The following is a 12,975-nucleotide window of genomic DNA, read 5'->3' on the forward strand; positions in this document are numbered from 1 at the left end:
GGGATTTTCAGCCCGGTCCAGCACCTGCCCCTTCCCGTCCAACAATTCCGTCGTCACACGGTACATATTGGGGGCCGCGGGGCTCCACAACCTGGGGGAAGCCAGAGGAGGCAGGTCAGCCTGTACGCGAAACTCTTCCCCGGCCCTCAGTTCCGCGTCCTTCTCTCCCCGCAACACCACGCGGCCGCTTTGCTCCTCCCGCACAGTATGCCGCACCGTCACTTTCCTCACGATCCCGGTATCATTCTTCACTTCCGTCAAAATCCGGACCTTCCCGCGGGCCGCCGTCACCTCCGGCGTCTGAACCCATACTCCGTGCGCGGGCAGATACACGGGAGAACACACGTGCAGATGCACGTTCCGGTACAGTCCTCCGGAAAAAGTATGCTCCCCCGCCCGCGGCGCAATGCGGGGGCTCCAGCGGTTATCCACCCGTACCTCCACCCAATTCTCGCCGGGTTTCAGGAAAGGCGTCAAATCCGACCGGAAGGCCGTATATCCCCCTTCATGCCTTCCCGCAGTCTTCCCGTTCACCTTCACCTCCGCCACCTGGAAAGCTGCGCCGCAATCCAGAAACACCTTCTTCCCCTGCCATTCCTCCGGCATGACAAGCTTCTTGCGGTAGGAGCCGAGCCCCGTGTAAAAGGAATCGGACATAAAGTAGGGCAAACTGAACGTATGGGGCAGATGAACCGTCTGCCAGCCGCTCTTTCCGGGCTCGTCCTCAAGCCGGAACTCCCAGCCGCGATTCCAGATCATCCTCCCGAACGGGGATGAAGCTTTTTCCGCAGAGGAAACGCCTGTTTCCGCTCCGGCCATGGAAAAACACAGGGCAGCGCCCAGCATGCAGGCCATCATCTTGCGCATGCGTATGTTACCATTCCGCCATGCTCTTTCTTTCATTTAAAAAACATTTCCGCACCCTGAAAAGCCCGTAACAACAAGCCGTGCACCCCGGAAAAGGCTCACGGCTGGAAAACTTCTCCATCCGGGAAGCAACGCAAAACGTCTGCCGCTCCGTTACTGGGTAATGATATTCAGCTCCGCAACAGTGGCGCTCTGTTCCCCGCCCCTCACCGGAGACCGGGCGTCAAGCTTGAAGTAGCGTGCCTCCACAGGCCTACCGAAGTCGATGCGCTGAACAGCCGGATCCTTCCGGATATAATGGTAGGAGAACTGGCCTTTTTTCACTTCCCTCCAATTCTGACCGTCATCGGAAACGGAAAACGTGTACTGGCTGATGAGGCCCTTGTCCTTGTCCATTCTGGGCGTGTAGATAAATCCGGTAAACTTCATTCTGGTTCCCATATCCACGGCAATGGAGTGGGGGAACCCCGGCAGGCCGTTCGTATAGGATGTATGCCAACAGGTATCCGGATTCCCGTCAATGGCAAAATGGGCGAAACCGGTATCCGGCTCTTCCGAAGAAGCGCTTAGAATTTTCCATTCGCCCTGCCCCTTGACGAGGGGGAACTTCCTCTCTCCGGGAGACGTGGAAGGAACCTTGCCGGACTTCACGGAGGCAGCCCAGGCCCTCACTTCCCCTTCGGGAAGCTTGAAGGGATTCCGGTACGTTTTTTCCGGCCCCTTGTTGACGGAATACTTTATCTCCGCCTCGGGCGTAGAGGAAGTCAGACTGACCATGCCGTCCCCATCCCGTTCAATGACAGGGGAATGGGGAACGACCAGCCCCGTGCGCGCCAGATTCAGCAGGGCGGACGAGGGAGCCAGCACAAACCCCAGGGCTGTGGCCCCGCTCAATGTCTGGTACTTAGCCAGCGGGCGGGGCCCGCAGGAAGAGCCACCCAGCCCCATCTGGAAAGCATCCAGATTCACAATCACTTTATTTTTCTCCGGCAGCCTGTCCAGACTCCTGGCATCGTTAAGCTCCTTCGGCGTATAACGCAGGACGGAAACCTCCAGCGGAGCCCTGGGAGAGGAGGCTCCCACCCACAGAGCCTGGTCCTCTTGGGGTTTGGACAAGGCTATCCAGTCCGTTTCCATGCGATTGCCCATATCCTGGGGCCGGGAATAAGCAAAAAACATATCGTCCACGGAAGTGCGGAAAATGTCCTTCCAGCAGCTCGTGCGGCGGTCCCGGTAATTATCCCACGGTCCCAGCCCCAGGTACTCTACCCGGTCATACGCGGCAGGCATCCCGAAAGTGACGCCCAGCCGGAGGAGTTCTTCTCCCTTGGCGGAGGGATACATTCGGACGGAAGCATTGATAATGCCGTTGCCGAAAACCGTCCACGCGACTTCCCCGGAAAAGGAAAGCTCGGAACCTTTCGTCCGGAACTGTGCCGTGATTCGGGCCACGCCGGGGGAAATGACGGCAGCTTTAACGTCGGAATATTCCGCTTTCATATTCTGCATCTTCATTTTCCCTTCAACCTTGCTCCTGATCCAGGCATCGTTATCCACCGGAGAGCGGTACGCCTGGAGCTCCACCGGATAGCCGGGCAAAATCAAATCCCGGCCGCCATACCGGAGGGAGGAAAGCATCCCATTTTTGAAGGAGGCGGAAAAACCTTTTCCCTGCACGACCACGGAATCCCCCTGAAGCACGGAAACAGCAGGCAGCGCCGCCGGGGGAGGCACGGAAACCTCCTTCTCTGCAGATGCCGGAAACCACTCGTAAGCTTCGCACTCATTCGCCACATGTTCCAGTTGCTTGGCGGAAAGTTCCTTCACGTCTTCCGGGAGCTTGAACCGGGCATCCGCCAGAACCATCAGGGAACCGGTCCGCATAGCGGCTGAAGGCAGATTAACCGTTGCGGATTTGCCGGGGGGGACCTCCGGCAGAACCATGCGCTCCACGGCATGGCCGCCTCCGGGAACAAGGGATACCAGATAAAGCGTATAACCTTTCAAAGGCTTATGGAAATATTTGTTGCGAACGGACAGGGAACCGTCCTTGCGCTCAAAAGCCATGTACTGGTATACTTTCTTCACCTCCTTCGTCTTGGCCGTGGTGTTCCGGTTGCCAAGAATAATGCCGTTGTCGCAGAAATTGGCCTGGTTGGGCCTGTCTCCGAACATGCCGCCGTAAGCCTGTGTTACTCCCTTGAAAGGGGCGGGCTTGTAAATGCCGTTTCCGGCAGGATTGGCGCGGAGGGACTGGTCCACGAAATCCCAGATGGCTCCGCCCACCATGCGCGGGGAAGACTCGAAGGCATCCATGTACTCCTTGAAATTACCCAGGGCATTCCCCATGGAGTGGGCATATTCGCACACGAAAAAGGGGCGGGAAGTTTTCTGCTTCCCCCAGTTTTCCACCCGGTCCACGGGCGGATACATGGCGGAATCCATATCCACGGCCTTGTGGCCGTGCGGAAATTCGCAGTAATGGAGGGGCCGCGTAGTGTCATAAGCCCTGATAGCCGCCGCTGCCGCCTCAAAATTGGGACCGTTGCCGGACTCATTGCCCAGGGACCAGAAAACAATGGAAGGGTGGTTCTTGGAACGATGCACCATGCTCATATTGCGCTCCACATGGGCTTTCTTCCAGGAAGGCTTCCGGGAAATATCCATGCTGCTATTGCGGATGCCGTGGGCTTCACAGTTGGCCTCGTCCATCACGTACAGGCCGTAGCGGTCGCACAACTCATAAAAATAAGGATGATTGGGATAGTGGGAACAACGGACGGTATTGATATTATGCGCCTTGATAATCTGCACGTCCTTTTCCATCACTTCCCGCGGAATGGCGCGCCCGTAATCAGGATGGGCTTCATGGCGGTTGACCCCCTTGAACTTGACGGCTCTGCCGTTAATCAGCACGGCACCGTTATCCGCAATCTCCACGGAACGGAACCCGATATTGACGGAACGGGTATCTTTTCCATTCAGAGAATAAGTCACCCTGTACAGGTTGGGCGTTTCCGCCGTCCATGGCTTCACACCGGGAAATTTCCTGTTCAGGGAAATCTGCACCTCGCCTCCGGAGGGAATGGGGGGAACCTCCAGCGTTCCGGAATCCAGCCTTCCCCTGTTATCCGTCTGCACGCGGCCGGAACCGTTCCTGCCCTCCCAGTTCAATTTGGTGGAAATCCCGTCGATGGAATAATTCAGCTTCATGCCGGCGGGAATATCCTTTTTACCGGAATTGCGGATGGTGAACGTTCCGTCCAGTACCCCGGTTGTGTAATCCTCCCTGTCCAGTCCGGCCTTCAGGAACAGGTCACGCACGTGCGTCTGCGGCTGGGCAAACAGGGTCACGTCCCGGAAAATGCCGGAAAGGCGCAGGAAATCCTGGTCCTCCAGGTAAGAACCGTCGCTCCAGCGGTATACTTCCACGGCAATCGTATTCCTGCCGGGCCTGACATGGGGAGTAAGGTCAAACTCCGCCCCTGTATAGGAATCTTCGGAATAGCCGACTTGACGGCCATTTACCCACACATAAAAGGCGGACTCCACCCCGTCAAACCGGATCATCACCTGCTCTCCCTTCCAGGAAACGGGCAAATTGAAATCCCGGCGGTAGGAACCCACGGAATTACGCTCCCTGTACGCCGGCCAGTTCTTGGGCGGTTCCCCCATTACCTTGGGAGGATTCGGCTTGAATGGATAGGGAACATTCGTGTAAATGGCCGTTCCATAACCGTAAAGCTGCCAGTTGGAAGGAACCTTGACCGTATCCCATCCGGAAACGGAATAGGAGGGATTGAAGAAATCGGCAGGCCTCTCGTCCGGAGTCATGGAAAATTTGAACTTCCAATCCCCGTTCAAGCTCAACGTTTTATCCGATGCCGGAAAAACGGAGGCTCGGGGAGCCTCCTTATTGATTCCCGTCACCTCTTCATTTTCCCAATCCGGAACATCCCCCAGCAGGGGAAGAGCCGGAGCCAGACACATCACGGAAAACAGAAACGCGCGTACCGTCTTCATCTCGGAATGAATATGGAATTGCTTACTTATACTTTTTCAGGGACGGATCCTGATAACGCTCTGAATCCTTCTTCCCGTCACCTCCGGCAGGGTTCAACGTCCACTTGCAGGAATCCGTGTACGTTTTCCCTCCTATGGAAGCCGTGGCCGTAATAGTGTTGACGCCGGGCTTGAGAGTCACTTCCGGCCAGACGGCGCGCTTCAAATCATCCGGTTTGACACTCCCAACGGGCTTCCCGTTGACGCTCAGCTTCACCACGGAACCATTGCTGTAAACCTTCACGGGCACCGTTTTTTCCGTACGTTCCGCAAACCTGCGGGATGTGATGTATACGGTAGGACGGGGGCTCCAGTTGGCCCTGTAGAAAAAATAGGCGTCCTTGGGCGTCTTGCGGTCATAGGTCACCAGCCCCTTGTCGTTAATGCCGGGGCTTTCCCCCTCAAAACGGGAAGAGGAACCGAAGTCAAACATGTTCCAGACAAAGGCCCCCCACACCTCCGGCCTTTCCCTGATGCACCTGTAATTGACCTCATGCGCATGGGACTGCCATTCCTCCGGATGCCAGAATCCGGTGGGAGACGGTCTTTGGGCCGGATTCTCATGCATGTCCACGCTGGCGCCGTGACCATACTCACTGACGGCAATGCCCATCTTGCCGCCATAGTCGCGGATGTAGCCGTTCAGGTTGCCCTTCATGGTTTCGGGCCCTCCTCCGTACCAGCCGGGATACGTATTGAATGCGATGTGGTCAGGAATATTGTTCAGTTTTCTGCGGCCCGCCTGATTGCTGGCCCCCACGGTCATGCGGGAGGGATCAGTCTCCTTCACGAACTTGTTCAATTCCGTCAACTCAGCTTCCATGTCCACTCCTCTCGTGGCAGCCTCGGGCTGGTGTCCGATTTCATTGAAAATTCCCCACATGCAAATGGAGGGATGATTCCAATGCTGGAAAATCATCTCCCGGGCCTGGAGGCGGTTATTCTCCCGGAACTCCGGCGTATCCCACACCAGGTTGACATTGGGGACCTCGGACCAGACAATCAGCCCCGCCTTGTCGCACAGGTCGTAAATATTGGTGGATGCGGGATAGTGGCCCGTTCTAACCCCATCCGCCCCCATATCCGCAATCAGCCTGATATCCCGCGCCTCATCTTCCGGGGAAAGGGCCCACCCCTTCCCCTTCATATCCTGATGGCGGCTGACCCCCTTGATCTGCATGGTCTTTCCGTTCAGGACAAAACCTTCCTTGGGATTGACGGAAACCGTCCTCAGTCCCAGCGGCTGCACCAGCTCATCCGTCTGGCCATCTGCCGTCCTGATGGAAGTTTTCACCTGGTACAGGTAAGGATTCTTCACTCCGTTCCAGAGTATGGGATTGGCGATTGCCAGCGTTACGGGAACCTCCAGTCTATTCTTTTCCCCGGCGGCGGCCTTTACCGTCTTCCCGGCTACCTTCCTGCCCTTCATGTCCAGGATTTCCACGGCAACATCCACATCCCCGGCCTTTCCGTCCGAATTGAGAAGGGTCTTCACTTCCACCTCGGCCTTGGATTTGCTTAAAGACTTTGTCGTGATGAAAACGCCGGGAGAAGCATAAAAAAGAGGATCAATGCAGACACCGTCCGTCTCAATCAGTTCAATGGGCCGGTACAGCCCGCCGAACATGGAAAAATCCCCGCGCTGGGGGGCGATATGATTACGCTGCGTGTTGTCCACCAGAACGGAAATCGTATTGGAGCCTTTTTTCAAAAGGGGCGTTATTTCATAACAGAAAGCCGTAAACGCCCCCTCATGGCTGCCGGCAGGTTTCCCATTGACGGAAACCTCGGAAACAATGCTGGCTCCCCCGCCGCGGATGAAATACCTCTTGCCCGGCCTGGGCTCCACCGGAAGCGTGCGCGAATAAACGGCCGGCCCGCGGCGGTAGGCGTCACTGTTGACGGATTTGGCGTCTTCCCGCTTCCCCTGAGCACCATTGGCGGCATCCTCTGCGTTCCATGTATGGGGCACCGTCACTTTTTCAGCAGGCTTCCCGTTAAAACTGAAATCCCAGGAACCGTTCAGGGGATAAACCTCACGGGCGTCCGCCGCGAAAAAAGACCCCAATACGCAGCAAAGGCCGACACATGATACGTTGAAAGAATGAATTCTGATGTTCATGGTACAGAAAAGCAGTACCTACCATATACGTTCAGCCATATAAAATACTTTCATCCGGCCGTTCCTTTACCCCTCTTCCGACAGAAATATACTCATGCCGGACAAGTCACGTCCATCTTGACATTCAGCACAGGGAGCCGCGCTTTCTAACATTTTCGGTTCCTGCACCATCAGAAACTTTGATTTTGCGGCCGGTTCAAAGAAAACATAAGTAACAACATATCCTTGACGGTTACGCGTTTTCTAGTGGAAAGCATAAGTTTTCCCCATTATAAGGATAGCCTTTTTCATTAAAACCGTGTTTGGACAAACACGAGAAATGAACATGAAAAAAGCACCGAATACAAACAAATTGAAATATGTCGGAGCCGCACTTCTGGAGGGGGAATCAGTCACCCTGATCCAGGCTGCAAGGCTGGTATTGGAAATCAAGGAAGCCCTTGGAGATGAAATCTGTACCATTACCCGGTGCCGGGAAGTCGTCTCCCTGGGATTGAACGCCATTAAAAACAAACATCAAACCGTCAGTTTCGGCACGGCGGCCGTGGAATGCCTACGTTCCAAAAGCCACCGCCGTCCCCGGACGCTGACGGACATCAGGAGCATCATCCACAAGCTTAAAAAGAGCAATCCGGAACTGGAACACACCTCCCTGCGCAACCTGAGCGTGGAGGAATGCCAGAACATCCTGATGAATACCTTTACCACATCCCGGCAGAGGCACAAAGCGAGGCTCATCTTGAGCGGAATTTTCTCGTTCTCCGTCAAACGCGGATGGTGTGACGAGAATCCCATCCTCCGCGTAGACACGCCTTTTCTGCAGGAGCAGGAAATCCCCGCTCTGACGCTGAAGGAAATAACTCAGCTTCTCAAGGCAGCCATGGAAGAATTTGACGGAAGCTGCGCAGCCGGAGCGGCGCTGATGATCTTTGCAGGAATCCGCCCGCAGGAAGTGGAACGCCTGCTCTGGGAAAACATCGCTCTCCGCGACGGCTGTATCATTCTGAACTCCAAGCATACCAAAACCGGAGGCGCCAGGCACGTCACCATCCTGCCCGTGCTCGCCAAATGGCTCAAATTCTGCCGTGACAGGACCAAACCCGGACCCGGAACTCCCATCTGCCCGAAAGGGTGGACAATCAAGTGGCGCAAAATCCGGAAAAAAGCCGGCTGGGGAGGAAGAAAAAAATCATGGGTGCCGGACTGCCTGCGGCACACCTACGCCAGCTACCACGCCAAGCACTTCAAGGACTACAACCTGTTGCAAATGGAAATGGGGCACCGCTCCTCCTCCCTGCTCCGCACACGGTACTTGAACATGAAAGGCATCTCTCCGCAAACGGCCACGCGCTTCTGGGCCCTGACGCCAGCCAAGGTCATTGAAGAAACGAAACCGCCGGAAGAACCGCTGGTCTCCTGATCCGCAACAAAGGAAAACGCGCCGGCACGGGACAGACGCTCCCTGTTGAAGCAAAAGACAAGACCGTTTCCTACAGTTCGTAATAAGTGTATCCATTCAATCCGGAACGGAACACTTCCAAGGCTCTCCGGCGTTCGGACGGAGATATTTTCCCCTCGGCTACGGCTTGCTCCGCAAACGTGCGGAACTTGTTGATCAACTCCTTGGGATCATACTCCACGTAGGAAAGGACATCGGACACCGTATCGCCCTCCACTTCATGGGTATAAACGGGGCGGCCGCCTTCCAGATGCACGCCAACCACATTCGTATCTCCCAGCAGGTTATGCAAATCCCCCAAGGTCTCCTGATAGGCTCCTACCAGGAATACGCCTATGTAATAATCGTCCTCGCCGGGTTTGATGGCATGCAGGGGGAGGGCGGTTGCCACGTCCTCACGGTCAATGAAATGGTCTATCTTTCCGTCGCAATCGCACGTGATGTCTGCCAGCACGGCCTTATTCGTGGGCCGTTCATTCAAACGGTGCAGAGGCATCACGGGGAAAAGCTGGCGGATGGCCCAGGAATCCGGAAGAGACTGGAACAGTGAAAAATTGCCGTAATAAAAGTCCACCATGGAGCAGGAAAGCTCCCTGAGATCCTCCGGAATGGTCTCCATCTCCGCCAGCATGCGGGAAATGCGGCTCAGGATATGCCAATAATAAGCCTCTCCCAGCCCGCGCTGCCGTAGGGTGGCGTTCCCGTAAAAAAACTGGGCTCTCAACTGGTCCCGGTAATAGCAGGCGTCATTATAGCACTCCTGCATATTCTTCCTGGCCAGCGTCCGGTCCGTATCCGCAAAAGCCTTCAACAGCTCCGGAGCGTCATCCGGAAGCTCGGGCGGAGGTTCCTCGCCCGGCGCGCTCGTCACATCCAGCACGTTGAACACCAGCACGGAATAATAGGCCACTACGGCCCGTCCGGACTCCGTCACCAGCGTGGGATGGGGAACCCCGTACTTGGAACACATGTCTCCCACAACCTCCACCACGTCACGGGCAAACTCCGCAATGGAATAATTGCAGGAAGAATGGAAATTCGTCTTGGAACCGTCATAATCCACGGCCAGGCCGCCGCCCATGTCCAGCGTGCCCAGAGGGGCGCCCTCCTTCACCAGGTCCACGTAAATGCGGACCGCCTCCGTCAGCCCCTCGCGCACCACGGAAATATTTGGAATCTGGGACCCCTGATGATAATGGAGCAGCTTCAGGCAATCCAGCGCATCCACCTGCTTCAGCTTATCCACCACATCCACCACCTGGGCTGCGTTCAACCCGAAAACGGACTTATCCCCCGCGGATTCCTGCCATAAACCGGACCCCTTGGCCGCCAGCTTGACGCGCACGCCCAGATTAGGGCGGATATCCATCCTTCTGGCGCGCTCCATAATAACGTCCAGCTCGGAAGGCATTTCCAGCACAATAAAAATATTCAGCCCCATCTTCTGGGCCGTCAACGCCAGGTCAATAAACTCGTCATCCTTGTACCCGTTGCAAATCAGATAGGCATTCGGATTGTGCATATGGGCCATGGCGGCTATCAGCTCCGGCTTGGAACCGGCCTCCAGACCGTAATCATACTTGGTGCCGAACTCCGCAATCTCCTCCACCACCTGGCGCTGCTGGTTCACCTTGATGGGGTAAACGCCCTGGTACTTACCCTGGTACCCCGCCTCCTTGATTGCTTTCCGGAAACTGTCGTTCAGCTCCGCAATACGGCTGCGCAGCAAATCCCGGAACCGGAACAGAACGGGAACGGTAGTCCCGCGCTCCTTCAGCCCCTCCAGCAGATCGCACAGGCTGACATCCTTCTTTCCTCCATCCTCGTCATTCAGGCGTACGGTAACCTCTCCCTTTTTGCTGATGCGGAAATAACCGTTCCCCCAATCGTCAATGCCGTACAAATCTGCGGAATCATGGTGACTCCACCCGTGGACTTTCTGCTTGATGCCTTCTTTAGCTGTTGCCATGTCAATCTGTCTGGTCAAATATTCTAGCCCAGGCGGGCCTCAAAATCTTCATAGGAAAAACGGCGCACCGTCTCCACGGAACCGTCTTTTCTCTGAACGGCGATGTCCGGATGGCGCACGCCATTGAAAAACGTAGTCTTCACCATCGTATAATGCGCCATATCGTCAAACACAAGTTCGTCACCTACCGCCAGGGGCTCCGCGAAGGAATAATCTCCGAGCCGGTCTCCCGCCAGGCACGTGGGGGCGCCCAGCCGGTACGTATAAGCTTTTTCCCCGGCCTTCCCCGCCAGCGCATAGCTCTCCCCTTCCAACCGTACGGCGGGCTGCTGCGCGGAACGGAGGGAAGCGTCTCCTGCAATCTGGAACACATCCGGCCGATAAGGCATTTCCAGCGTATCCGGCATGTGGGCGGATGCGGAAACATCCAGAATGGCATGATTCACCCCCTCCGCGGAAAAAAGGTCCAACACCCGGCACCGCAGCACCCCGGTATGAATGGCAGCGGCCTCTCCCGGTTCCAGCCATACTTCCACGCCGTAGCGTTCGCGGATGCGGCGGATAAGTGCCGCCAGCAGCTTCCGGTCATAGTCGGGTTTGGTAATCCAATGACCTCCTCCCATATTCAGCCAAGAAATCTCCGGGCGGCTCAGAAGATGGCCGAAGTGGCGTTCCACCGCATCCATCGTTACCGCCAGGTCATCCGCTCCCTGTTCGCATAAAGTATGAAAATGAAGACCGGAAATGCCGGACAGGTCCGCCCCCTGCATCATGTCCGGCGTCACGCCCAGGCGGGAACCGGGGGCACAGGGGTCATATATGGGCGTATGCCCGGTGGAACATTGGGGATTGACGCGCAAGCCGCATTTCAATTCACCGGAAACAAAGCGGGGATGCCGCATCACTTCCTCCCGGAAACGGCTCCACTGCGTCAGGCTGTTAAAATCAAGATGGCTGGAAATCTCCGCCAGCTCCGCTATTTCCTCCGGGGCATGGCCGGGAGAATAAGTCAGCACATGCTTCCCGAACCTGCGCCGGGCCAGCCGCGCCTCCCACAGGCCGGAAGCGCAGCAGCCGTCCAGCCAGGGGGACAGGGCCTCAAAACAGGGCCAGCAGGAAAACCCCTTCAGCGCCAGAGCGATGCGGCACCCTGCGGCATCCGCCACATCCCTCAGGATAAGAGCGTTGCGTTCCAGGGCCGGCAGGCTGATGATAAAGGCGGACATAAAGCAACGACAACCTAAGCGATTCAGAACGATTTGCGAGAAAAATTTTAGTAATTTACCATCATACCTGCGAGACGGGCATGAGAACGCCTTCCCCACTCCCGCCAGCCCCCCGCATCAAACGGAAACGTCAAAAAACGGCACAAAACGGTACCTCCTGCATTCTTTTCCTTGAAATGGGATGTATTTTCCTCTTTTATAACGTAACCATTGCGATTGCCATGACTAACATTCATCCCTTCACTACTGCAGCAGCCTGCATCCTGACCGCCGGAGCAGCGCTCTTCACCAGCTCTTGCCAACCTGCCTCTCCCGAGAGCTATGCCCGTCAATTTGCTACTGCCCAGCACGTATCCGTGCACGGCTACAATGGCCGTGAAACGCTGACCTCCCGGGTTTACGCTGACTGGGGCAGCATGCCGGCCAATGCGCGCCGCGCCATGGAGGAATACATCAAGGGCGCTGAATGGAAAACGATGGACTACATCCGCCCGCAGTACTTCATCCAGGTAGACCGCTCTTTCTGGGCGATCTGCATTGACAATGACGGCAACATGACAGGCATCATTCCCTTCCGCAATGGCAAGGACGCCCGCAAGATGTCCGTCAACAACCACTTCAAGATGCTGGTCAACACGACGGACCGGGCTCCCGCCCTGGGCTATGCCATCCTGAAAAACCTGGCTTATGCTGACGGACTCCGCGTCAGCACCCGCAAGGCTGACGGTCTGGAAACTCCCGTTCCCGCCCCTCCGGCCATGAAAGTCGTTGTTCCGCCCAAGGGAGCTGCTCCGTCCGCAGCGCCCGCTGCCAAATCCGCAGCAACGTCCGTTTCTGAACCAGGCGCTACGGAAGAAACTCCTGCCGACGATACTGCCGGAACGGAAGAGGAACCCTCTGCGGACAGCGCTGCTGAAAGCGAAGATACCACGACAACGGATGATGCCGCTGTCACCGATGATTTTTAAACCCTCCCTTTCAGGGAACTTCGTTATTTAACCTCTGTCACGCCCCGACGCCATATCCGTCGGGGCGTTTTTATCCCTCCCGAACCAGTTCCCTTGCTCATTCCTCCCCTTACTCCGAAACAAGCTGCGGCCTTCATTCACGAAGAACGATGACCCTGCATCCGGAAAAGAAAACACACACCATTCCTATACCGGACAGAAAAAACTACTGGAAAAGGAAGTGAGGGCACCCCAGCCTCGACCCGGTCCGCCCGGCGGGACGTGAATCCTGCCGGGGGTTATGAAAAAACTTTGGAAAAACG

At 56.3% G+C, this 12,975-nt stretch carries 7 protein-coding genes; 2 read left to right on the forward strand and 5 right to left on the reverse strand.

What is annotated here, in order from left to right; all coding sequences use genetic code 11:
* The 3 genes from WW58_RS04495 to WW58_RS04505 form a co-directional block, all read right to left on the reverse strand.
* Positions 1-867, reverse strand: an 867-nt coding sequence (locus WW58_RS04495; RefSeq protein ID WP_046435722.1) for a glycosylhydrolase-like jelly roll fold domain-containing protein, incomplete at its 3' end; no start/stop codon positions are given.
* Between the two features lie 153 nt (positions 868-1,020).
* The gene (locus tag WW58_RS04500; RefSeq protein WP_046435723.1) at positions 1,021-4,890 is read right to left on the reverse strand and encodes a glycoside hydrolase family 2; all 3,870 of its coding nucleotides are present in this window, start codon (positions 4,888-4,890) and stop codon (positions 1,021-1,023) included.
* A 22-nt stretch (positions 4,891-4,912) separates the two neighbouring features.
* Positions 4,913-7,051 carry a glycoside hydrolase family 2 protein gene (locus WW58_RS04505; RefSeq protein ID WP_102732122.1) on the reverse strand — a complete coding sequence of 713 codons (2,139 nt, stop codon included), beginning with the start codon at positions 7,049-7,051 and terminating at the stop codon, positions 4,913-4,915.
* Positions 7,052-7,376: 325 nt separating this feature from the next.
* Between WW58_RS04505 and WW58_RS04510 the strand changes: the two genes are divergently transcribed.
* The gene (locus WW58_RS04510) at positions 7,377-8,471 is read left to right on the forward strand and encodes a tyrosine-type recombinase/integrase (protein ID WP_164907728.1); all 1,095 of its coding nucleotides are present in this window, start codon (positions 7,377-7,379) and stop codon (positions 8,469-8,471) included.
* A gap of 70 nt (positions 8,472-8,541) precedes the next feature.
* Here the strand turns inward: WW58_RS04510 and speA are convergent, their stop codons facing one another.
* Entirely contained in the window at positions 8,542-10,479 is a 1,938-nt protein-coding gene (speA, locus tag WW58_RS04515) for a biosynthetic arginine decarboxylase (protein WP_046435856.1), read from the reverse strand.
* 23 nt (positions 10,480-10,502) lie between these two features.
* Positions 10,503-11,705, reverse strand: a complete 1,203-nt coding sequence (gene nspC / locus WW58_RS04520) for a carboxynorspermidine decarboxylase (RefSeq protein WP_022198810.1) — start codon at positions 11,703-11,705, stop codon at positions 10,503-10,505.
* 221 nt (positions 11,706-11,926) lie between these two features.
* Here nspC and WW58_RS04525 point away from each other — a divergent pair, with 221 nt between their 5' ends.
* A complete protein-coding gene (locus tag WW58_RS04525) occupies positions 11,927-12,673 on the forward strand; it encodes a hypothetical protein (protein ID WP_128153903.1) in 747 nt (248 codons plus the stop codon).
* The last annotated feature ends 302 nt before the right edge of the window (positions 12,674-12,975 follow it).

Source organism: Akkermansia sp. UNK.MGS-1 (assembly GCF_000980515.1).
In the GTDB taxonomy this organism is placed as follows: domain Bacteria; phylum Verrucomicrobiota; class Verrucomicrobiia; order Verrucomicrobiales; family Akkermansiaceae; genus Akkermansia; species Akkermansia muciniphila.